Genomic DNA, 21093 nt, shown 5'->3' on the forward strand with positions numbered 1-21093 from the left:
GACGAGGCGCGCCAGGAGCGGTCCGTTGATCTCTTGGCCCTCGGAGTCGTCGCCCATGCCCCGGTCGAGTCGTCGCGGCTTCACCCTGATCGAGCTGCTGGTGGTGATCGCCATCATCGCCGTGCTGATCGCGCTGCTGTTGCCGGCGGTGCAGTCGGCGCGGGAGGCGGCGCGTCGGGCCCAGTGTTCGAACAACCTGAAGCAGATCGGGATCGCATTCCACAACTACGCGGACGTCCACAACGGCTTCCCGCCGACGTCGTTCGCGCGGGGGAGCGGCAACCTGGAGATGTTCGGCGGCTGGTGCGTGCAGCTCCTCGGCCACATCGAGCAGCCGGCGGTGTATGGCGCGTACAACTTCTCGTTCGGGTTCCACATGGAGCCGAACCAGACGGCGGTCCGCACGGTGATCGCGACCTACGTCTGCCCCTCGTCGCCGCGGACGACGAACCCGATCAACAACGTGCCGCGATTCCAGGGGAGCAATGGGACGCCCGACCCCGCCCTCTACGCGGCGGCCGGCGACTACTTCACGGCGCGGTCGTTCGTCGACCCGTTCAACGTCCCCTCGGCGCAGCAGGTGGAGCATTTCGGCGCCCTGCACATGACCAACCACACGCCTTTGGCGTCGATCACCGACGGGCTTTCGAACACGCTGCTGGCCTACGAGTGCGCCGGCAAGCCGGACTACTACCGCCGCGGCGGCAAGCTCGGCTTCACGTTCCCCCAGCCCACCTCGTCGCGGGCCACCGACCGCTGGTGGGCGCACGGGGCCTGGGGCGGCTACATGAACATGCGGATCGTCAGCTTCACCGGCGACCAGTACCAGTACGACGGCCCCTGCGTGATCAACTGCCACAACGGCTGGAACGGGGTCTTCTCGTTCCACCCCGGCGGGATCGACGCCCTGTCGTGCGACGGCTCGGTCCGCTTCCTGAAGGAGTCGGTCGCGAAGTCGATGGTCAAGGCGTACGTCAGCCGCACCGGCGGCGAGATCCAGGACGCCTCGGAATGGTGAGCCTCCGTCGAGCCCTCCTGCGGGCCTCCGCCCCCCTGCTCCTCCTGGCCGCCTGCGCCTCGGGCTGCGGCGAGGCCGACCCCTCGCGCGTCCCGCTCGTCCCCGCCACGGGCCGCGTCACGGTCGGCGGGGAGCCGGCGGCCGACCTGGAGGTCCGGTTCCGGCCGGCCGACGACCCCGAGTCGCTCGACGCCCTCGTCCCGTTCGCCCGGACCGACGCGGAGGGGGGCTACGTCCTGGGGACCTACGAGGAGGGAGACGGCGCGCCGGCCGGCCGCTACAAGGTGACCCTCTTCTGGCCCGACCGCCCCCCCGGCCCCGAGCGGGCCGACGACCTCCTCGGCGGCACCTACGCCACGGTCGCCCGCACCACGCTGGAGGCGACCGTCCCGGACGGCGGCGGGGAGATCGCGACCATCGACGTCCCGAAGCCCGCCGCGACGAAGCCCAAGCCCCCGCCGCGCAAGAACCGCCAGCCGATCGACATCGACGGCCGGTGACGAATCCGCCGTTCGGACCCCGCCCCTTCAGGAGTCATCATGCTCGCGACGTCCCTCTGCCTCGCGGCCCTGACGCTCGCCGCCCCGCCCCCCGCCGACGCGCCAGAGCCCCCGCTGATCCGATCGCTCGCCGACGGCTCCTGGTCCGACCCGAAGACCTGGGAGGGGGGCGAGGTCCCCGGCGCGGGGGCCCGCGTGCAGGTCCGCCGGGGCCATACGGTCGTCTACGACGCCTCGGACGACCGGGCCGTCCGCTCGATCCACGTCGCCGGGACGCTGGAGTTCGCGCGCGACCGCGACACCAAGCTGACCGTCGGCCTCATCAAGATCCAGGCGGGGGACGACGCCTCGCAGAACGGGTTCGACTGCGAGTTCCACGCCCCGGCCGCGCCCGAGCCGGGAGAGGCCCGGCCGTCGCTGCTGGTGGGGACGGCCGACGACCCGATCCCGGCGGGGCGGACCGCGATCATCCGCCTGGCCCGCGTCGAGGGGCTGGACGAGGAGACCTGCCCGGCGGTCGTCGACTGCGGCGGCCGGATGGAGTTCCACGGGGCCCCCATCCCGAAGACCTGGACCCGCCTCGCCCGCGAGGCCGGCCGCAACGAGGCGGTGGTCCTCGTCCCCGAGGCCGACGCGAAGGGCTGGAAGGTCGGGGACCAAATCCTCGTCGCCGGGACCACCCGCCAGGTCGGCTACAAGAACTCGCGGACGCACAGCGTCGCCGAGCGGCCCGCCACCGAGACCCGCCGGATCGTCCGGATCGCCCCCTATCGCGAGCTGGAGGCGCGGATGGTCCGGCTCTTCCTCGACCGCCCGCTGGAGGGGGACCACCGGGCCTCCGAAAGCCGACGGGCCGAGGTCGCCAACCTCAGCCGCAACGTCGTGGTCGAGTCGGCCGACCCGGACGGCGTGCGGGGGCATACGATGTACCACCGCAATTCGACCGGCTCGATCTCCTACGCGGAGTTCCGCCACCTCGGCAAGGAGGGGGTGCTCGGCAAGTACGCCCTGCACTTCCACCAGGTCGGCGAGACCATGCGGGGGACGTCGGTCGTCGGGGCCTCGTTCTGGGACAGCAAGAACCGCTGGATCACGCTCCACGGCGCGAGCTACCTGGTGATCCGCGACTGCGTCGGCTACAAGTCGGTCGGCCACGGCTTCTTCCTGGAGGACGGGACCGAGACCCGGAACATCCTGGACGGGAACCTCGCCGTGATGGCCCTGCGCGGCAAGCCGCTGCCGCAGCAGGTGCTGCCGTTCGACCGGAACCTGGGCTCGGGCTTCTGGTGGTCGAACAGCCTGAACTCCTTCACGAACAATTCGGCCGTGGAGTGCGACCAGGACGGCTTCCGCTTCGAGGTCGTGGCCGGCGCGGACTTCGACCCGGTCCTCCCCGTGCTCCAGCCCGACGGCCGCCGCAAGCCGGTCGACGTCCGCACCCTGCCGTTCATCCGGTTCGACGACAACGAGGCCCACTGCATGCGGTTCTTCGGCCTGAACCTGGGGGGCTTCAACGACGGCGGCGTGCCGGCCGCCCCGGGCGCGAAGCCGGCGCCGGAGGCCCCGGCCGGGGCCGGCGCCGAGTACGAGGGGCGGAAGAAGTTCGAGGACGTGGACGGCGTCGGGCCGGACGCCGGCCACCCGTTCCGGATCCGCCGGTTCAAGGCGTGGGACGTCCACTGGGCTTTCCACGCGGGCTCGCCGTCGGTGCTCGTCGAGGGCATGGACATCCACGACTCCCAGTACGGCATCTGGCGGAGCGTGCTTGACCGCCACGAATACGCCGACCTGCGGATGGAGAAGATCGTCTCGCGTGGGATCTTCTTCCCCCGCCCCGGACGGGCCGATTCCGCCGACAACGTGCTGCTGAAGCCGGTCGACGACCTGCCCCCGGCGACGGTCGTGACCGGCGTCTGGCTGAAGGACAGGCTCAATCCCTCGGGCCCGCTGATCGTCCGGGGCTCGTCGTGCGACGACGCGGAGATCGTCCGCGTGGTCGTCAACGAGATGGAGGCCCGCCCGACGCGCGGGAGCTTCGCCGAGTGGGAGGTCGAGCTTCCGTCCGCCGACCTTGAGGCCGTCGCCGCCCACGCCGAGGACGAGGCGGGGAACGTCGAGAAGTCCCGCCACGTCGTGCCGATCGCCCCCCTCGCCCTGGGCCGCTGACCCTCCCCGCGCCGTCGGCCGCCCGCTTGACGGGCCGGCCGACGGCGTGAACATGTGGCCTGCCGGATCACCCACCCTCGCCCCGCCCCCGGCAGAGACCGCATGGCCTTCTCGCCCTCCCCAACATCACCCGCCCGCTCGCGAAGTCGGCCGCTGCTCGCGGTCCTGCTCGCGCTCGGGATGTCGGCGTGCCTCGCCGACGCGAAGACGGCGGGCGCGGCCCCCGCGACGCCGGAGATCCGGGCGGGCGACGAGCACGGACACTCGTGCAAATGCGGCCCCCGCTGCCGGGGCGCCTCCTGCTGCTGCGCCCCGAGGCGGCCGTCGAGGCCGAGTCCGCCGAGCCCGCCCGGGCCGACGGCCGTCCCCGAGGCCCCGGCCGATGCCGGTCCGTGCTTCGCGGCGGCCCCTTGCGGCGACCCCGCGGCCCCCGAGAACCCCGCGGCCAGCCCCTCCGTCAAGGTCGCCGCGTTGACCCTCCCGGCCGCCCTCCCGACTCGTGAGGCCGGCCGCCGCCTCGGGCGCGGCGAGGCCCCTCCCCTCCCTTCTCGCATGGTTTTCCGGCCGGAGCGCCCGCCCCGGGTCGAGGCCGCGAAGGCCTGATCCCCCGGGCCGAATCGCCGACGCCCGCCGTCCCCGCCCGGGTCGGATGGGCCGGGGGGCGTCGTCGCTCCTCGATCCCTGCATCCCCGCGCCTTCGTCCCGGCCCCGATCACGCCGATCGCCGGGCCGGGAGGCCCGCGCGCGTCCGACTCCGGCTCGCGAGGAGTCGATATTCATACAAGGAGAATTCGAGATATGAACGAGAATGAAAACGGTGAGGGGCGGGCACGCTCCTCCTGGCCCGACTATCGGGCCGTGTGGCGCTGGCACTTCTACGCCGGGCTGCTGTGCATTCCGTTCGTGGTCGTGCTGTCGATCAGCGGCTCGCTCTACCTGTTCAAGGAGGAGATCGAAGCCTGGGTCGACCGGCCGTACGACGGCCTGGCGGTCCAGGGCCGCCCGGCCCCGGCGTCGGAGCGGATCGGGGCGGCGCTCGCCGCGTTCCCGGGGTCGACGTTCCAGGGGTACGAGCTTCCCCAGGCCGCCGACCAATCGACGCGCGTCATCGTGATGAAGGAGGGCCGCGCGATCCGGACCTACGTCCACCCGGAGACGCTGGAGGTGCTGCACGCGGTCCCCGAGGACTCGCGACTGATGAGCTGGCTGTTCCGCCTGCACGGCGAGCTGCTGATGGGGAATCGCGGCTCGATGGTCGTGGAGCTGGCGTCGTCGTGGGCGATCGTCATGATCGCCACGGGGCTGTTCCTCTGGTGGCCCCGGGGCGCGAACCGGCTTGCTGGGATCGTCTACCCCCGGCTCCGGCGAGGCTCCCGGATCTTCTGGCGCGACGCCCACGCCGTCACCGGCTTCTGGGTCTCCGGCTTCGCGATCGTGCTGCTGCTCACCGGGCTCCCCTGGGCCAAGTTCTGGGGGGACTACTTCCGCAACGTCCGCCGCCTGACCGGCACGGCGGTCGCCCGCCAGGACTGGACCAACGGCGCGGCCCCCCGCGTAACGGGCGGCGGCGGGGGCGGGCACGAGGGCCACGGCGGCATGGGGCGAGGCGATGCATCCGGGCCGCGAGTCCCCGTCGACCTGACGGCCGTCGACCGGATCGCGGCGACCGTCGAGCCGATGGGGCTCCTGCCCCCCGTCGTGATCGCCCCGCCGCTCGCGCGATCGTTCGAGGGGACGAGCGTCGACTGGACCGCGAAATCGATGACCGCGAACCGCCCGTACCGCGTGGACCTGACGATGGACGGCGACACCGGGGCGGTGAAGTCTCGGAGAGACTTCGGCGAAAAGCACGTCGTCGACCGCGTGGTCGGGACGGGGATCGCGCTGCACGAGGGGCGGCTGTTCGGCTGGCCGAACCAGCTGATCGGCCTGCTCACGGCGGCCGGCCTGGTCACGCTCAGCGTCAGCGCCGTGGTCCTCTGGTGGCGTCGACGCGAGGTCGGCGCGCTGGGGGTGCCCCGGGCGCTCGCGCCGAGGCGGCTCTCGCTGGGGCTGGCGGCGCTCGTCGCGCTCTTCGGTATCTACCTGCCCCTGTTCGGGGCCTCGCTGATCGTGGTGCTGCTGGCGGAGTTCCTCGTCCTGAGGCGGATCCCCGGCGTGCGCGACTGGCTTGGGCTCGCGGCGACCTCGTCGAGTTTGGGCGGATGCGTGAATCGTTCAGGGGCATCAACATGAATCGCAAGCAGATCGCGAGCTTCGCGTTCGCCGTGGCGCTCGTGGCCAGCCTCTACGGCTGGTCGCGACGGGTCGCGACGAATCCGCGGCCGGCCCCGGTGATCGTGGAAGATGAGAAGCATCTGGTCACGCCGGAGATGGCCTCGGCCAGCGTCGCGAGGATCGGGCTCGCGGCTCCCGGCTTCGAGAAGCCCACGGCCGGGGGCGCGACGGAACGGCTGGAAGACCTGCTCCGCGACGGGCCGGTGCTGCTGACGTTCATCAAGGTCGGCTGCCCGTGCAGCGAGTCCGCCCAGTCCTCTTTCAACGAGCTGCACGCCGCGTACCCCGGCGTCGCGATTCGGGGCGTGATCGACGTCGAGGCCGAGAAGGCCCGAGGATGGGCCGACCGCTTCCACGCCGCCTACCCCCTGCTCCTCGATCCCGACGAGGATCTCGTCCGCGATTACGGGGCGGAGAACTCGGCGTACGTCGTGCTCATCGAGCCCGGCGGCGCGATCGCGAACCACTGGCCCGGCTACTCGGGACCCATGCTCCGCGAGCTGGGGGCGCTGATGGCCCGACTGTCCGGGACGGCCGAGAGGCCCCTCGATTTCCCCGACGCCCCCGAGGAGCTGTACACCGGCTGCCCCTACGGGATCTGAGCGCGGACCTGGCGCGGGGCGTCGCCGGATCGAGGTGTGGATAGGCGTCGATGCCGCCGATCGGATAATCTGGTGGGGGGGGCGGCCCGGATCGCCCCCCCCACATCAGGACCGGGCCGACGGTCTCCCAGGCCCCGCGACGGGGCCGGGCGTCGGTCCGGGACGGCCCGGAGGGGCCGCGGGAGTCCGCACATGACGACGTTCCCCGAAGTCCGCGTCGGCGACCCGATCCGTCACGAAGCCCTGACCGTCTTCCCCCTGTTCTCGCCCCCGGGCGAGGAGGTCGAATACGTCCTCGCCGACGAGGCGATCGCCTCGGGGAGCGTGACGGTCGAGGAAGTCAGCGAGAGCGGCGCGGTCCCCAACCTGCTCGTGAACAACGCCGGGGATTCCCCCGTCCTGTTCCTGGAGGGCGAGGAGCTGCGCGGGGCCAAGCAGAACCGGGTGCTGAACACCTCGGTGTTGGTCGCCCCGCGCAGCAAGACCGCGATCCCGGTGAGCTGCGTGGAGCAGGGTCGCTGGCGCTACCGATCGCGGCAATTCGCGCCGAGCGAGACGCACTCGTCGTCCAAGCTGCGAAGCTCTCTCAAAAAGTCGGTCATCCGATCGCTCAAGGCCGGCCTGGGCCACTCCTCGGACCAGGGGGCCGTCTGGTCCGAGGTCCACCGCCAGATGTACTCGCTCTCCGCCAGCTCGGAGACCTCGGCCATGTCGGACACCTACGACCAGTACAAGGACCGCCTGGCCGAGTTCCGCGAGCGGCTGCGGTACGTCGAGGGGGCGACCGGCGTGGCCGTGGCGGTCGGCTCCCACGTCGTCGCCGCCGACCTGTTCGATCGCCCCGAGACCTGCCGCAAGGTGTGGGACCGCCTGCTGAGCGGCGTCGTCATGGACGCCCTGGAGGCCGGCCCCTCCGCGAAGGCCGCCGAGGCCGGCGACGTCGAAGGCCTCTTCACCCGGCTCCGCGACGCCGCGTGGGACGCCGCCCCGGCGGTCGGCCAGGGGAGCGAATACCGCACCGACGCCGCCCCGCCGGCCCACGCCTCCTCGCTGGTCGTGGGCGAGTCCGTGATCCACGGCAGCGTGGTCGTGGATGCCTGAAACGCTCCGGCCATCGTTCGTACGAACTGGCGGCCTGGCCGGCCGTCCCGGGGCCCTGGCATCGCGCGAATCCGATCTCTCAACGCCCTTCCCCCCTGGCGGGGGAAGGTGGCCCGAAGGGCCGGATGAGGGGGGACGAGCGAGTCGGCCGACGGAGTTCCAGCGGGGCCGGCCGAGGCCGTCGGTCAGGCGGGCCGGGCGTCGGATTCCGAAGCTCCCCGCGAGCGTCACCCCCTCATCTGACCCCTTCGGGGTCTGTCTTCCCCCGCGAGGGGGGAAGACCGTCGTCGTCCAAATTCCCCCAATTCGCCGCGGGCCCCGCTCACTCCGCCGCGGCGGCCTTCGGGGCGGGCGCTTGCCAGCCCACCGGCTGGGTCCACGCCTGGGCGAGCTGGCCTTCGAACGAAGGGTTCGCGGGGGCCTTGTCCGAGGTGACGACCGCGCGGACGTACAGCTCGTCGCCGGTCAGCTTGTATTCGGCCTTGAGGCCCTCGACGGTCGCCAGCACCTTCCCCACGTCGTCGGAGTAGCGCTGGGTGACGGCCATCGGCTTGCCGTCCTTGTCCTGGACGTGCTTGCGGGTGCGGTCGTAGCCCCTGGGCGTGCCGATGAACCGGGTGGTGTAAGTGGCTCCGGCCTGGGGCTCGATCTCCAGGCTCAGGGTGCGGGCGTCGGCGTCGTAGCGGTAGTCTTTCAACGCGACGCCGCTGGAGGCGTAGAAGTCGCCGGCGGCGATGGCGTTGATGACCGACTCGGGGGTGAGGAAGCGGGAGCGGACCATGACCCAGCCCCGGCCCGGCGACGAGCTGCCGTCGAAGTAGTGGTGCGAGTCGTCGGTCCCCAGGCCGTAGACGGGGGCGGCGGCCATCTCGCCGATGCGCAGGGTGTTGATGACATCCCACATCCGGTCGACCCCGGCGTGGTGCTCGTCGCCCGGCTGGTGGACGCCGGGGTGGCCGTTGTAGACCTCGAAGAACCGCTCCTTGGTGACCATTGCCAGCTCCTCGGCCGTGACGCCGTAGCCGAAGTTGGGATGGTTCAGGTGGCCGAGGATCGGCCGGCCCAGCCGCTTCGACTGCTCCTCGATCGCGGCCAGGTTGTTCGCCATGACCTCGGGGACGCTGTTCCCCCCCTGGGGCTTGATGAACTCCAGCAGGTTGGTGGCGTTCATGTGGATCGGCTTGGACTCGAACTTGTCGGTGATCTCCTCGCCGGCGATGAGCAGGAACCGGCCGGGGCGTTCGAAGAGCGTGCGGTACTCGCTCAGCGGCTTGAGCCGCACCTGGCGGTCGCCCGCCTCGTCCCGAGTCTGCACCCAGGCGTCGCCGAACTTCGCGAAGTAGCGGGCGAAGCCGTCGTGGCCCGAGCGCTTGTCGGCGGCGGCCACGCTCATCCACTTCTCCCCCTGGCCCAGCACGTTGTGGTCCGACAGGGCGAGGAAGTCGTAGCCCCGATTCACATACCAGTCGACGATCATCTCCGGGTAGTCGTCGCCGTCGCTCCAGAGCGAGTGCGTGTGCAGGTTCCCCTTGAGCCAGCGGGGCTCCGCGCCGACCGTCGCGGCGGGCTCGACGGGGCCTGGGCTCGTCTGGGCCGGGGCGATCGCCGGCGCGAGGCCGAAGGCCAGGAGGAGGACGTTCCGGGAGAGGGATCCGCGCATGGGGTCGTCTCGGTCGGGGTTTGGGTTGCTCCGAGATGCGATTATACAACGGGTCGGGGCCTTCCGAACCGCGACCCCGGCGGGGCTCCGGAAAAATCGACGCGTCAAGCCTTGCAAGCGCACCGGCCGAGTTGTACCTTCTTCCCATCCAAGTGCCCTGTCTCCGAGTCGCACATCGTATCCGGCGGATTCTTGAACGCGTGTTGATGAATACCGAGGCGAACCCGAAGCGGCCGACGCGGGCCTGGGGGGCGATGCTCGTCGCCCTCACGGCGATGGCCGCGCTCGCGCCGAGGTCGGCCGACGCCGGTTGCCTCGGGCACGCCGTCTCGGGATCGAAGCCCGCCTCGTCCTTCGGCCTCGCCGGTCTGGCGGAAGTCGAGGCGATCGGGACCCTCACGCCGGACCTCCCGCCCGCGCCGGCCGACGCGCCGCCGCCCTGCTCCGGAGCCTTCTGCTCGGGGAGTCCGGCGACCCCCTCGCCGACGACTTCGACGCCGATCCCGCCGCCCGGCCTGTGGGCGATCCTGCCCGAAGGACCCGCCCCCGAGGTCCAGGGCTCGCTCCCCTACCCCTTCGACGATCCCTCGCGGCTCCCCTCGCCGCGCGCCCTCTCCGTCTTCCACCCCCCGCGATCGCACGCCTCGGCGTCCCTTTGATCGTCGCGACGCCGTCCCAGCCCGCCGCGTGATCTCCCGCGCCGTCGCTCCTCGCGCCCGGCCGTCGCGGTCCTGAAATCGCCTCCTCGGGCCGATGCCTCGGCCGTCGCGTCGAGTCGTCCACCGATCGGCCGTCGCCTGCGGGCGATCGGACGGTCGGAAACGTTTCGCTCGCGCCGCGCCGTCCCTCGCACCGGCCCGTCGATCGACGCACAGGCCGTCGCCGTCCCGCGACCCGGTCGGCGCGCGCGGCTCGATCGCGCCGCGCCGCCGTCGCAAGCCCGTCATCCGTCCGCATCCTCAATCCAAGATCCACGATCCTCACTCCACGAGAGGTCCCCATGAAGCGTCGTCCCGGATTCACGCTGATCGAGCTTTTGGTGGTCATCGCCATCATCGCCGTCCTGATCGCGCTGCTCCTCCCCGCCGTGCAGTCGGCGCGCGAGGCGGCCCGACGGGCCCAGTGCGTGAACAACCTGAAGCAGTTCGGCATCGCCCTGCACAACTACCACGACGTCCAGGGGTCGTTCCCGATCGGCCGGAGTCTCAACGTATCGACGGGCGTGTCGAACGACATCTCGCATCAGACCCGCCTGCTGCCGTACATGGAGCAGACGAACGTCACCAACTCGCTGAACTTCAGCCTGACCTCGCAGCACGTCGGGAACTCGACGGCCCTGGTCACGAGCGTCGCCAGCTTCCTCTGCCCGAGCGACGCGGCGACCCAGCTCCCCGCCGGCTGGGCCGGGATCAACTACCGGGCCAACTGCGGCACCAGCGTCGTCAACTCGTACGGCGCGCAGGACACCACGCAGGTCAACGTCGCGCTGCCCCCGCCCAACGGCCTGCTCTTCACCGACTATGCCGTGCGGATCGCCGACGTGACCGACGGCACCAGCAACACCGCCGCCCTGAGCGAGCACGTTAAGGGGGACTTCAGCAACACGATCTCCACCGAGCTGTCCGACACCTACCGCCCCGGCACCTACCCGGCCAACGCCGACGAGGCCTACCAGATGTGCCTGGCGGTCGACATCCGCGACCTGACGAAGCAGGGGAACTCGAACGTCGGCGCGCCCTGGATGACCGACAACCACACGGCCACCCGCTACTACCACGGCAGCCCGCCGAACTCGCGGTCGTGCATGTTCCCCCCGTCGCGGATCAGCACCACGGCCAACAGCCGCCACGCCGGCGGCGTCAACGTGATGCTGGCCGACGGCTCGGTCCGGTTCGTGAAGTCGGCGATCAGCCTGCCGGCCTGGCGCGCCCTGGGCACCCGCAACGGCGGCGAGGTCCTGAGCAGCGACAGCCTCTGATCGGGCCCGCCCCGCGATCCCGCATCCTCCGACCGGAGATCCCCGACTTGAACGCCGAACGGACATTCGTGCTCCGTCGCGCGGCCGTCCTGACGGTCGCCCTGGGCCTGACGCTCGGGGCGGCCGGCTGCGGGCCCGCCGCGACCCCCGCCGACCCGGCCGACGGCCGAAAGGCCCTGCTGGCCGCCCTCGACGCCTGGAAAGGGGGCGAGAAGCCCGACGCCCTCGCCGGCCGGACCCCCTCGATCCACGTCGCCGACGGCGACTGGAGCGGCGGGTTCGCGCTCCAGAACTACAAGGCCGAGGACGAGGCCCGGCACGTCGGCTCGGACCTCAGCTACAAGGTCGTCCTGGAACTGAAGAACCCCAAGGGGAAGGCCGTCACCAAGGAGGCCGTATACGCCGTCTCCACGCAGCCGCAGCTCCTGGTCCTGCGCCAGGACGACTGAGGCCGCCGCACCCGCGAGAATCCTCCTCCCCAACCGATCGAGGTCACCACGCATGAAGACACGACTTCGCTTGATGCTCGCCGCGTCCGTGATCGCGGCCGCGCCCGCCGCCTCACCGGCGGATGAGGCCCCGAGTTCGGCCGGCCCGTCGAAGGTCGCCGCGACCCGCCAGGAGTTGAAGGAGCAGCTCGAACGGTCCAAGGAGTCCAAGCCCAGGCTCCCGCTCCCCCCGCCGACCGAGGCGGAAATCGCCGAGGCGAAGGCGAGGGCCGAGGCCGCCGGGAACGCCCCCCCGCGCGGGATCGGCGGCGGCGTCGCCAACAACGGCCGCCTGCGCCAGATCCACCTCGACGCCGAGCTGCTCGGCGCGGGCTACTCGGGGTCGCGCGAGCCCGACCCGGCGATGACCCTGGACGGCACGTTCAAGACGATGCTGTTCTGGATCGTCTCGCGGGCGAACAACTGCACCTACTGCCAGGGGCACCAGGAGGTCAAGCTCGCCTCCGACGGCGTGCAGGAGGACGCGATCGCCGCCCTCGACGGCGACTGGTCGGAATTCACCCCCGCCGAACGCGCCGCCTTCGCCTTCACGCGCAAGCTGACGTACGAGCCCCACGCCCTGACCGACGCCGACGTGGACCGCCTGCGCGCCCACTACAACGACCTCCAGATCCTCGAGATCGTCATGACGGTGGCGGGCAACAACGCCACCAACCGCTGGACCGGCCCGCTGGCGATCCCTCAGGAGAAGCACCGGGTCTTCCTCACGCCGACCGCCGAGAAGTACCGGGCGATGCGCAGCCTGGTGGCCCCGCTCGACCCGACCGCCTCGGGGGCCGCCTGCGCCAGGCCGGCGTCGCGCGGCGAGTTGGAGCCCCGCGTCGAGGTCGAGAAGGCCCTGGAGGCCGCCCGCAAGCGGACTCCGCGCCTGCCCCTCGCCTCGGACGACCAGGCCCGCGCCCTGCTGCCCGACCAGGCGTCGGCGTCGGGGGATCAGCCGCAGTGGCTCCGCCTGCTCGGCAACTTCCCCAAGGGGGGCAAGCGGCTGGCCGACTCGCTGGCCCGCGCCGAGACCAAGGGCAAGCTGAGCCCGACCCTCAAGGCCAAGATCGCCTGGGTCGGCGCCCGTCACGACCGCGCCTGGTACGCCCTCGGGCACGCCAGGAAGCGGCTGAACGACCTGGGCCTGTCCGACGACCAGGTCTTCGCGCTCGACCAGGCCGATTTCGCCAGCCCGGCGGGCGAGCAGGCGGCCCTGGCCCTCGTCCGCAAGATCACCGAGGACCCGGCGCTCGTGGCCGACGCCGACGTGGAGGCCGTGCGCAAGCACTTCTCCGACTCCGAGACGGCCGAGGTGGTCTACCTCGCCACCCAGGCCGCGGCCTTCGACCGGCTCACCGAGGCCGCCGGGCTGCGGCTGGAATTCTGACGCGGGAGCGACGCGACGGGGCCGCTCCTTCGGGCGCGGCCCCGTCGGCCCGGCTGGCGTCGCTCAGGCGATGACCGGCTTGACGACCTCGCCGTGGACGTCGGTCAGGCGGAAGTCGCGGCCGGAGTAGCGGTAGGTGAGCCGGGTGTGATCCAGGCCCATCAGGTGCAGGATCGTGGCGTGGAAGTCGTGGACGTGGACGGGGTCCTCGGCCGGGGCGTCGCCGTACTCGTCGGAGACGCCGTGGCTGAAGCCCCCCTTGGCCCCGCCGCCCGCGAGGAAGCAGGTGAAGCAACGGCTGTGATGCCCCCGCCCGCGCGGGGTGAGGTCCTGCCAGGGGGTGCGGCCGAATTCCGAGCAGCCGACGATGAGCGTCTCGTCGAGCAGCCCGCGACTCTTCAGGTCGGCGATCAACGCGGCGATGGGCCGGTCGACGTTGCGCGAGAGGGCGCGGTGGTCGTCGATGTCGTTGTGGCTGTCCCAGTTGGTGTTCGAGCCGACGTCGAACAGCTCGACGACCCGGACCCCGCGCTCGACGAGGCGGCGGGCGGTGAGGCACTGGGCGGCGAACGAGCCGGGCGCGTCGGCCGTCGCGCCGTAGAGGTCGAGGGTGGCCTTCGACTCGCCCGCCAGGTCGAACGCCTCGGGGGCCTCGCGCATCAGGCCGTAGGCGGTGTCGAACGTGGTCATCCGCGAGGCGAGCAGGCCGTCGGCGTCGCGGGCGGAGAGGTGGGCCTCGTTCAGGTCGCGGAGCATCCGCGCCTCCAGGTCGCGGCGCGAGACCGAGGGGACGGGGCTCTTCACGTCCGGCAGCGGGTCGGGTCCGGGGATGACGCGCACCCCCTTGTGGTAGCCGGGGAGGAAGTTGGCGTCCCAGACCTGGAAGCCGTTGTAGGGCTCCTTCTGGGCCAGGACGACGAACGACGGCAGGTTCGTGTTGAGCGTCCCCAGGCCGTAGCTGATCCACGAGCCGAGGCTGGGCAGCGGGATCGTGACCGACCCGGTGTGCATCCCCAGCGTGGCGGCCGAGTGCCCGGCCGAGTCGCCGTGCACCGTGTGCAGGAAGCAGACGTCGTCGACCACGCCGCCGACGTTCTCGAACAGCTCGCTGACCATCTTCCCGCACTCGCCCCGGGGCCGGAAGGCGTACGGGGAGCCCAGCACCTTCCGCCCGCCGACCGACTTGTCGTGATCCCGCTGGAGCTTCGGCTTGTAGTCGAAGGTGTCCATGTGCGAGATCCCGCCCGTCATGAAGAAGACGATCAGGTGCTTCGCCTTCGCCGGGAAATGGCCCGGCTGCGGGGCCAGCGGGTGCCCCTCGTGGGCGGCGGCGGCGAGGGAGAGGCGGCCGCGCAGCCCCAGGCCCAGCCCGCCGGCCGCGGCCAGGGCCGAGCCCCTTCGGAGCATCGTGCGTCGGTTCAGCGGTCGGTCGTTCATGGGTCGGCTCCCGTCGGCGGTCGGCCGTCGATGGATCGGATCAATCGACGTAGAGGAATTCGTTGGAGGCCAGCAGCGCCCGGGCCAGGCCGGCCCAGGCCTCCTCGCCGCGACGCTCGGGCGGCAGGCCCTCGGCGGCGAGGCTCGCCTCGTACTCGCGGAGGAAGCCCTCGGCGCGGGACTCCTCGGCCGAGTTCGGCGGCCGGCCGAACGCGCGGAGGTAGGCCGCGCGGAGCCGCGACGGCGCGTCGCTCTCTTCGACGATCAGCCGGGCCGCGAACCGCCGCGCCTGGTCGTGCACGAACGGGTTGTTCAGCAGGTAGAGCGCCTGCAAGGCCACCGTCGAGCGGTCCCTCGCGGCGGTCGTCACGCTCGTGTCGGGGCCGTTGAACAGCGAGAGATAAGGGTGGGGGTGGAGCCGCTGGACCATCAGGTAGACGCTGCGGTGGTCCGAGGGGTACAGGGCCTTGAACTGGTGATGGGCGCTGAACCCCCAGGTCTCCTCGGCCGGGAACGGGTGCGGGCCGGGCCGATCCAGCCGGAGGCCGCCCGAGATCGCCAGCAGGCCGTCGCGCAGGGCCTCGGCGTCGAGCGGGCGGCGGTCGAACCGCCAGTAGCGGGCGTTGCCGGTGTCGATCGCCGCGTCTTCGGAATCGTGCTCGGCGGCGAGCTGGTAGGTCTCGGTCAGCATGATCCGGCGGTGCATCGCCTTGATCGACCAGCCCGAGGCGACGAACTCGGCCGCGAGGTGTTCGAGTAGCTCGGGGTGCGACGGCGCGGCGCCCCGGAGGCCGAAGTCGGACGGCGTGGCCACGATCGCCTTGCCGAAGTGGTGCTGCCAGATCCGGTTGACCATCACCCGCGCCGTGAGGGCCTGGGGGCGGCCCTCGGTGAGCCAGCGGGCCAGGGCGAGCCGGCCGCTGCCGGTCGGCGGCAGGTCGATCTTGCCGGCCGGGTCGAGCGCCTTCGGCACGCCGCGCGGGGCGAGGTCGCCGAGCTTGCGCGGGTCGCCGCCGATCTGCACCTTCACGTCGGTCGGCTCGCCGTCGCGGACGGCGTAGGCCCGGGGCGCCAGCGACGCCGGCCCGGCCTTCTCCAGGCGTTCGAGCTTGTCGCGGAGCGGTTTCGGCCCCTGGTCGCGGCGGCGGACGGCCTTCGCCAGCTCCCGCTTCGCCGCCTCCAGCCCGGCGGCCTCGCCGGCGAGTTCGGCCGCGGCGACCGCGAGGGCCTGCTCGTCGGCCTTCGCGGCGGCCTCGGCGGACGCGCGGGCGATCTCCTGCTTGAGCGAGGCGACCATCTCGGCGTGCTTCGCCTCGTATTCGGCCATGCGATCGGGCGGGACGATCGGGGCGAACTCGCTCGGCTTGTGGTCTTCCTCCGAGCCGGCGAACGGGAACTTGGTCCCGGCGAAGAAGCCGTAGAGGGCGTAGTAGTCGTTCGCCGAGATCGGGTCGTACTTGTGGTCGTGGCAGCGGGCGCACCGCAGCGAGAGGCCGAGGACGACCTGGCCGGTGGTGTTGAGCACGTCCTCGATGATCTGGTGGGGGTCCTCCAGCTTGACCGTGCCGAACCGCTTGGCCTGGGCGAGGAACCCGGTGGCGACCACCCGGCGGGCGTAGTCGTCGGCCGGCCCTTCGGCCGCCAGCACGTCGCCGGCGATCTGCTCGTGGAGGAAGCGGTCGTACGGCACGTCGGCGTTGAAGGCGTCGATGACGTAGTCGCGGTAGAGGTAGGCCTCGCGGATCGGGTAGTCGGAGTTGTCGCCGGCCGTGTCGGCGTAGCGCGCCAGGTCCAGCCAGTCGCGGCCCCAGCGCTCGCCGTATTGCGGCGAGGCCAGCAGTTCGTCGATCAGCCGGGCGAAGGCGTCGGGCCGGTCGTCGGCCGCGAACGCCTCGACGCGGGCGGGCTCGGGGGGGAGGCCGATCAGGTCGAACGAGGCCCGGCGGATCAGCGCCCGGCGGTCCGCCCGGCCGACGGGGTGCAGGCCCTTCTCGCGATGCCCGGCGGCGATCAGGCGGTCGATCGGGCCGGAAGCCCAGCCGGTCGGGTCCTCGGGCGGGGCGACGGACGCGAGCGGCTCGAAGGCCCAGTGGGCTTGCCCTTCAATCGCCTTCGACGCGGCGGCCTCCGGCCAGGGGGCGCCGGCGGCGACCCACGCGGCCAGGTCGTCCTGCGCCGCGCGGGCGAGCGGGCCGGCGGGGGGCATCTTGAGGTCGTCGTCGGCGTGGCGGATCGCCGGGATGAGCGTGCCGCTCGCGGGGTCGCCGGGGACGACGGCCGGCCCGGTGTCGCCGCCGGCGAGGATCGCCTCGCGCGAGTCGAGCCGCAGCCCCCCGCTCTGCTTCGCCGCGCCGTGGCACTTCACGCAGCCCTCGGCGAGCACCGGCCGGATGCGCAGCTCGAAGAAGGCCTCGGACGCCGCCCCCGGATCGGGCTCATCGCCCCGGGCCGTCGCCGCCTGGGCCAGCAAACTCGCCAGCAGAAGGCCGATGAAAGTCCGAGGCATGTCGCGATCCTCCGCGTCCCCGCCGGGGCTGGATTGTTGAACAACGCTTTAACGAACATACCCTCCGCGAGCCCGGGCCGGAAGTCCGAACCGACGACCGGCATCCTGGGGGGCGTCTGTCGGAGCATGCACGACGAAATCTGATACGATCTTGCCGGGGGGGCCGTCCGAGAAGCGGCGGACGTCGCCCGTCGCGTCCCCTCATGGAACAGGCGGAGCAGGTGGATCATGAAGACCCGTCGCGAGCCCCGGTGCGGCTTCTTTCGAGGATTGGTCCTGGGGCTGGCGGCGGCCGCGGTCGGCTCGCCCCTCGGGGCGGCTCAGTCGACCGACGGGCCGGCGGCCGATTTCGAGGCCGCACTCGCGCGGCTGGGCCCGAATCCGACCGCCCTTCGATCCACTGTGGACCCCAGCCCAAAGCCGACGATCGTGATCGGCCTCGACCGCTATCGGGAGGAGGCCGAAACCCTGGCCAGGCGTCACGGGCTCGCATTCCTGAGCCACCTGACCGGCCTGATCGAGTCCCGCCCGGGCGAACCCGGCGGCCTGGCCCGCCGGGAGCTGGCATTCGCCACCCTGATGGCCATGTCCGGCGAAGAGGAGGTCTCGCGGATTCTCGAACGGTGCTTGACCCGGCGCGAGGGGCATGACGACCTCGCCCTCGTCGCCGCGACCTACGCGTCGCCGAGCCTCGGCCGCCGGCTCGGCCTCGCGGCGATGGCGAAGGCCCGGCCCGCGGGGTCATCCCTTGAGGACGCCGCCGCCCTGCTGCGATTCTTCGGAGAGAACGAGGACCTGAAGCAGCTGGAGTTGCTGGTCGCCGCGGAACGCCCCGACCGTACGCCGGCGACGCGCAAGCTCGATTCCAACCTCGCGGCGATGCGTCGAAGGCTCGAGCTTCCCGCCGCCATGCGGGCCGACTGGGCGGATGACGACCTGGCCGTCTGGCGTGGTGCCAACTACACGCGCGACCGATCCGCTTCAGGCACCCAGGGCCTGGCGATCAACTCGCTGGGGCTCACCGCGAGGGGCCGACTCCGGCCCGCCTACCTGAAGGACCGCCTGAGGGCTTCGTCCATCACCTCCGAAGAGCTGTTCCTGGTCACTTTGGCCGTCAAGCACCAAGGGGAAGCTTCGCTGACGCCCGAGCTGGCCGAGATCGTGTCGGACGAACGGTTAGGATGGCAGAATGCCGCCGAGGCGCTGATGTCCATCGGCGATCCGGCCGGGCTGGAATCCCTCCGGGCCTTCCTCCTGCAGTCGACGGGCGGCCCGTCGGCCTCCGAGGCCGAGGCCGCGTTGCGAGCACGCCGCAAGCGTCTCCTCAAGTACCTTACGGGCCAGTCCGTGTTCGCCGCCATGACCCCCGCCACCCTGGGATTCTGGACGAGGTTGAGCGAGGACCAGTCCTTCTCGCCCGCCGAACGCGCCGCGTTCGCGGCAGCCAGAGACGCGGTGAAGGACACTTTGAAGACCAACCCCAAGGGCTTCCGACTGTGAGTCGATGGTTGGCGCTGGGCCCCAGCGCCAACCTATCGATTCCCGCCTGGATCCCCGCGGGGGCGGTTACTGCTTCAGCGGCGTGAGGGTGACGTTGCGGAAGAAGACCTCGGCGCCCTCGGACTGCAGGACGATCTTGCCGCGTGTGACGCTGGCCTTGGTCCCCTTGTTGACCTCGACGCCGTTGACGATGTTGGTGATCGAGTCGCCGTCGCAGACGACCTCGACGACGTTCCATTCGCCGTGGGGTTTCTCGACGTCCTTCGTCCGGACGACGCGGCCCCCCTCCGTCTTGCCGTCGACTTCGAGGGTGGTGCTGCCGACCATGAAGAAGTCGCCGAAGTCGCGCTCCTGGATCTGGCACTCGATCGACTTCGGCCAGACCTGATCGGGGCCGACGCAGTGCATGAGGATCCCCGAGTCGCGCTGGGTCGTCTCGGCGTCGCGGGGGGGCCACTTCTTGTCGCCCCACTTCACCTCCAGGCGGAGGCGGTAGTCGCCGTACTCCTCTTTCGTCGTCAGGCAGCCGAACTCCTGGCCCGAGATGTGGATGACGCCGTCCTCGACCTTGTAGACCCCCTTGGGGTCGGCGTAGGGGTCGGCGGAGCCGCCGGCGTGGGCGGTGAAAGTGTACCAGCCGGCGAGGTCCTTGCCGTTGAACAGGCTGACGGGCTTCGCCGGCTCGTCCGAGTAGGCGGGGGTCGGATGGATCATCGCGGCGACGGCCAGCGCGAAGACAAGGGCGGCCGTGCGAGGGACTCGAGTCATGAGAGGCGCTCCGGGTGTGCGGTCGAGGGGTCCGGGCGGGGCGTGGTCAGGAGCCGATGCGAGTCGGCCGCTCGCCGGCCGGGCGGGCCGCCGCCTGTTCGCCGGGCTTCAATTCGCGGACGCGGACGTTCCGCCAGCGGACCTGGTAGGGGCCTTCGCCCTTGGGGATGCCGTGGACCTGCAGGCCGATGAACCCGCGCTCGTCCTCGCCGTCGGTGAAGTCGCTGGCGGGCTGGCCGTTGAGCCAGGATCGGTAGCGGTTTCCCTGCACGACGATCCGGTAGCGGTTCCAGCCGTCGTCGTCGAACGCGGCCTTGGCCCCGTCGGCGATCTCGGCGAGCCAGACGCCGCGCCGGCCCTCGTCGTAGAACCGGGCCGCCGTGCCGGTCTCCTTGCGGGCGATCTCGCACTGGGGGCCGTAGACCACGCCCGCGCGGGGCTCGCCCTGGGGGTAGACGTGGCTGCGGACCTGCACGCCGGAGTTGAGCCGGGGGTCGCACTTCACCTCCAGCTCCAGGACGAAGTCCTTGTAGTCCCCCTTGCAGAGGAACGTGTTCGGGCTCCCCTCGACCGTCCTCCCGACGATCGTCCCGTCCTCGACGGCGTACTTCGCCGTGCCGCCGTTGACCTTCCAGCCGTCCAGCGTCTTGCCGTCGAAGAGCGTCGTCCAGCCGGGCTCCTCGGCGAAAGCCGACGGGGCGAGGCACGCGAGCATGGCGAGGGTCAGGCCGATTCTCGATCGCGAAAGCATGGGGAGATTCTCCGGTCGGTTGCGGGAGGGTGATTGGGGTCAGGGGGCCCAGGCGTAGGCCTGCTGCTTGCGGAAGCCCCGGACGCGGATGGAGCCGGCGTCGTCCGCGTCGACGAGGGCGTAGCCGCTGCTCTCGGCGCCGGAGCCCTCGACCATGGCGACCAGGGTGACGTAGTGGACGCCGGCGATCTCGCGGTAGTCGTTCTTGTGGCTGTGGCCTTGGAAGACGGCGCGCACCCGGCCTGAGGACTCAAGGACGGCGCGGACCTCGGCGGCGTTCTTCACCGTGTGCGGGCCCTCGACGTCGAGCCGCTGGTGGGCGAAGACGATCGTCGGCTTCGAGGTCGCCGCCAGGTCGTCGCGGAGCCAGCGGATTTCGTGCGCCGGGATATTGGCGTCGGTCCATTCGAAGTTCTTGCGGCCGTAGGGCTCGCCGTCGCCCCGGAAGCAGGCGTCGAGGAGGACGAAGTGCCAGCCCCCGGCGTCGAACGAGTCGAACGACCTCTCCTGCCCCACCTTGCCGAGGAACTCCGCCTTGGTCAGCGTGTCGACGCAGTGGTTGCCCAGGACGTAGCGCCGGCGCTCGGCGATCGCCGCAAGCTCGCGGTCGATGCGGTCGAGATACGCCAGCTCGACCTCCACGGAGTCGGCGGCGTCGATCAGGTCGCCCAGCTCGACGAGGAACTCGGCCTTGTCGCGCTTGAACCGCTCGGCGGCCTCGGCCAGCTTCGCCGGGGTCTCGCGATAGTGTCGGGTGCCGGCCGGCGGCTTGTCGGCGTAATGCAGGTCGGTGATCAGGCCGAACCGGACGCCGGGCTTCTCGTCGACGCGGGCCGTGGCCGTGGTCGTCGCGGCGCCCAGCACGAGCACGCCCCCCTGAAGGAAAGCCCGCCGCCCGATCCGGGCGAGATCCAGGTTGTTCGCGTCCATCGTCGCTCCCCGCTGCCAGAG

17 protein-coding genes and 1 pseudogene are annotated in these 21093 nt (G+C 71.6%); 11 read left to right on the forward strand and 7 right to left on the reverse strand.

All coding sequences use genetic code 11. The annotated features are described in order from the left end of the window. Positions 1 to 55 precede the first annotated feature (55 nt). The 6 genes from G6O68_RS10615 (at position 56) to G6O68_RS10640 (ending at position 7664) form a co-directional block, all read left to right on the forward strand. Positions 56 to 1018, forward strand: a complete 963-nt coding sequence (locus G6O68_RS10615; protein WP_165247438.1) for a DUF1559 domain-containing protein — start codon at positions 56 to 58, stop codon at positions 1016 to 1018. Next, on the forward strand, positions 1012 to 1518 hold the full coding sequence (locus G6O68_RS10620; RefSeq protein WP_165247440.1) for a carboxypeptidase regulatory-like domain-containing protein: 507 nt from the start codon (positions 1012 to 1014) through the stop codon (positions 1516 to 1518). Before G6O68_RS10615 ends, G6O68_RS10620 begins: the two co-directional genes overlap by 7 nt. 39 nt (positions 1519 to 1557) lie before the next feature. Continuing rightward, the gene (locus G6O68_RS10625) at positions 1558 to 3684 is read left to right on the forward strand and encodes a G8 domain-containing protein (protein WP_165247442.1); all 2127 of its coding nucleotides are present in this window, start codon (positions 1558 to 1560) and stop codon (positions 3682 to 3684) included. A 798-nt stretch (positions 3685 to 4482) separates the two neighbouring features. After that, positions 4483 to 5919: a PepSY-associated TM helix domain-containing protein gene (locus G6O68_RS10630; protein WP_165247444.1), complete on the forward strand. Its 1437-nt coding sequence runs from the start codon at positions 4483 to 4485 to the stop codon at positions 5917 to 5919. Next, entirely contained in the window at positions 5916 to 6563 is a 648-nt protein-coding gene (locus tag G6O68_RS10635) for a peroxiredoxin family protein (protein ID WP_165247446.1), read from the forward strand. Before G6O68_RS10630 ends, G6O68_RS10635 begins: the two co-directional genes overlap by 4 nt. 192 nt (positions 6564 to 6755) lie before the next feature. Beyond that, positions 6756 to 7664 (forward strand): ARPP-1 family domain-containing protein, encoded by a 909-nt coding sequence (locus G6O68_RS10640; RefSeq protein WP_165247448.1) that lies wholly within the window; start codon positions 6756 to 6758, stop codon positions 7662 to 7664. A gap of 59 nt (positions 7665 to 7723) precedes the next feature. Here the strand turns inward: G6O68_RS10640 and G6O68_RS33545 are convergent. Together G6O68_RS33545 and G6O68_RS10645 are read right to left on the reverse strand one after the other, a co-directional pair. Further along, positions 7724 to 7827 (reverse strand): annotated as a pseudogene (locus G6O68_RS33545) (hypothetical protein); the annotation flags it as partial. Positions 7828 to 7986: 159 nt separating this feature from the next. Continuing rightward, a complete protein-coding gene (locus G6O68_RS10645) occupies positions 7987 to 9324 on the reverse strand; it encodes a PHP domain-containing protein (protein WP_165247450.1) in 1338 nt (445 codons plus the stop codon). A gap of 200 nt (positions 9325 to 9524) precedes the next feature. On the opposite strand from G6O68_RS10645, the gene G6O68_RS10650 reads away from it, so the two are divergent. The 4 genes from G6O68_RS10650 to G6O68_RS10665 all read left to right on the forward strand — a co-directional run bounded on the left by G6O68_RS10650 (position 9525) and on the right by G6O68_RS10665 (position 13180). Then, on the forward strand, positions 9525 to 9983 hold the full coding sequence (locus tag G6O68_RS10650; RefSeq protein WP_165247452.1) for a hypothetical protein: 459 nt from the start codon (positions 9525 to 9527) through the stop codon (positions 9981 to 9983). Positions 9984 to 10324: 341 nt separating this feature from the next. Continuing rightward, the gene (locus G6O68_RS10655; RefSeq protein WP_165247454.1) at positions 10325 to 11302 is read left to right on the forward strand and encodes a DUF1559 domain-containing protein; all 978 of its coding nucleotides are present in this window, start codon (positions 10325 to 10327) and stop codon (positions 11300 to 11302) included. Between the two features lie 47 nt (positions 11303 to 11349). Next, positions 11350 to 11751: a hypothetical protein gene (locus G6O68_RS10660; RefSeq protein WP_165247456.1), complete on the forward strand. Its 402-nt coding sequence runs from the start codon at positions 11350 to 11352 to the stop codon at positions 11749 to 11751. Positions 11752 to 11803: 52 nt separating this feature from the next. Beyond that, entirely contained in the window at positions 11804 to 13180 is a 1377-nt protein-coding gene (locus tag G6O68_RS10665; RefSeq protein ID WP_206108067.1) for a carboxymuconolactone decarboxylase family protein, read from the forward strand. A 63-nt stretch (positions 13181 to 13243) separates the two neighbouring features. Here G6O68_RS10665 and G6O68_RS10670 read toward each other — a convergent pair whose 3' ends face one another. Further along, entirely contained in the window at positions 13244 to 14617 is a 1374-nt protein-coding gene (locus G6O68_RS10670) for a DUF1501 domain-containing protein (protein WP_165247458.1), read from the reverse strand. Positions 14618 to 14657: 40 nt separating this feature from the next. Next, positions 14658 to 17123: a PSD1 and planctomycete cytochrome C domain-containing protein gene (locus tag G6O68_RS10675; protein ID WP_165247460.1), complete on the reverse strand. Its 2466-nt coding sequence runs from the start codon at positions 17121 to 17123 to the stop codon at positions 14658 to 14660. A gap of 228 nt (positions 17124 to 17351) precedes the next feature. Between G6O68_RS10675 and G6O68_RS10680 the strand changes: the two genes are divergently transcribed. Next, positions 17352 to 18623, forward strand: coding sequence for a hypothetical protein (locus G6O68_RS10680; RefSeq protein WP_165247462.1), 1272 nt, complete (start codon positions 17352 to 17354; stop codon positions 18621 to 18623). Positions 18624 to 18689: 66 nt separating this feature from the next. Here G6O68_RS10680 and G6O68_RS10685 read toward each other — a convergent pair whose 3' ends face one another. Genes G6O68_RS10685 through G6O68_RS10695 form a run of 3 tightly spaced genes read right to left on the reverse strand, consistent with a single transcriptional unit; the run spans position 18690 to position 21072 of the window. Then, positions 18690 to 19391 (reverse strand): 3-keto-disaccharide hydrolase, encoded by a 702-nt coding sequence (locus G6O68_RS10685; protein WP_165247464.1) that lies wholly within the window; start codon positions 19389 to 19391, stop codon positions 18690 to 18692. Positions 19392 to 19437: 46 nt separating this feature from the next. After that, positions 19438 to 20142, reverse strand: coding sequence for a 3-keto-disaccharide hydrolase (locus G6O68_RS10690; RefSeq protein WP_165247466.1), 705 nt, complete (start codon positions 20140 to 20142; stop codon positions 19438 to 19440). 39 nt (positions 20143 to 20181) lie between these two features. Next, positions 20182 to 21072 carry a metallophosphoesterase family protein gene (locus G6O68_RS10695; protein ID WP_165247468.1) on the reverse strand — a complete coding sequence of 297 codons (891 nt, stop codon included), beginning with the start codon at positions 21070 to 21072 and terminating at the stop codon, positions 20182 to 20184. Positions 21073 to 21093 lie beyond the last annotated feature (21 nt).

Source organism: Paludisphaera soli, assembly GCF_011064595.1.
Taxonomy (GTDB): Bacteria; Planctomycetota; Planctomycetia; order Isosphaerales; family Isosphaeraceae; genus Paludisphaera; species Paludisphaera soli.

Bases quoted from the DNA above. Each gene is read 5' to 3' on its own strand.
- G6O68_RS10630 (WP_165247444.1), top strand. From the start codon at position 4,483: ATGAACGAGAATGAAAACGGTGAGGGGCGGGCACGCTCCTCCTGGCCC.
- G6O68_RS10685 (WP_165247464.1), bottom strand. From the start codon at position 19,391: ATGACTCGAGTCCCTCGCACGGCCGCCCTTGTCTTCGCGCTGGCCGTC.
- G6O68_RS10695 (WP_165247468.1), bottom strand. From the start codon at position 21,072: ATGGACGCGAACAACCTGGATCTCGCCCGGATCGGGCGGCGGGCTTTC.
- G6O68_RS10680 (WP_165247462.1), top strand. From the start codon at position 17,352: ATGAAGACCCGTCGCGAGCCCCGGTGCGGCTTCTTTCGAGGATTGGTC.
- G6O68_RS10690 (WP_165247466.1), bottom strand. From the start codon at position 20,142: ATGCTTTCGCGATCGAGAATCGGCCTGACCCTCGCCATGCTCGCGTGC.
- G6O68_RS10615 (WP_165247438.1), top strand. From the start codon at position 56: ATGCCCCGGTCGAGTCGTCGCGGCTTCACCCTGATCGAGCTGCTGGTG.
- G6O68_RS10635 (WP_165247446.1), top strand. From the start codon at position 5,916: ATGAATCGCAAGCAGATCGCGAGCTTCGCGTTCGCCGTGGCGCTCGTG.
- G6O68_RS10620 (WP_165247440.1), top strand. From the start codon at position 1,012: ATGGTGAGCCTCCGTCGAGCCCTCCTGCGGGCCTCCGCCCCCCTGCTC.
- G6O68_RS10665 (WP_206108067.1), top strand. From the start codon at position 11,804: ATGAAGACACGACTTCGCTTGATGCTCGCCGCGTCCGTGATCGCGGCC.
- G6O68_RS10625 (WP_165247442.1), top strand. From the start codon at position 1,558: ATGCTCGCGACGTCCCTCTGCCTCGCGGCCCTGACGCTCGCCGCCCCG.
- G6O68_RS10640 (WP_165247448.1), top strand. From the start codon at position 6,756: ATGACGACGTTCCCCGAAGTCCGCGTCGGCGACCCGATCCGTCACGAA.
- G6O68_RS10645 (WP_165247450.1), bottom strand. From the start codon at position 9,324: ATGCGCGGATCCCTCTCCCGGAACGTCCTCCTCCTGGCCTTCGGCCTC.
- G6O68_RS10670 (WP_165247458.1), bottom strand. From the start codon at position 14,617: ATGAACGACCGACCGCTGAACCGACGCACGATGCTCCGAAGGGGCTCG.
- G6O68_RS10675 (WP_165247460.1), bottom strand. From the start codon at position 17,123: ATGCCTCGGACTTTCATCGGCCTTCTGCTGGCGAGTTTGCTGGCCCAG.
- G6O68_RS10655 (WP_165247454.1), top strand. From the start codon at position 10,325: ATGAAGCGTCGTCCCGGATTCACGCTGATCGAGCTTTTGGTGGTCATC.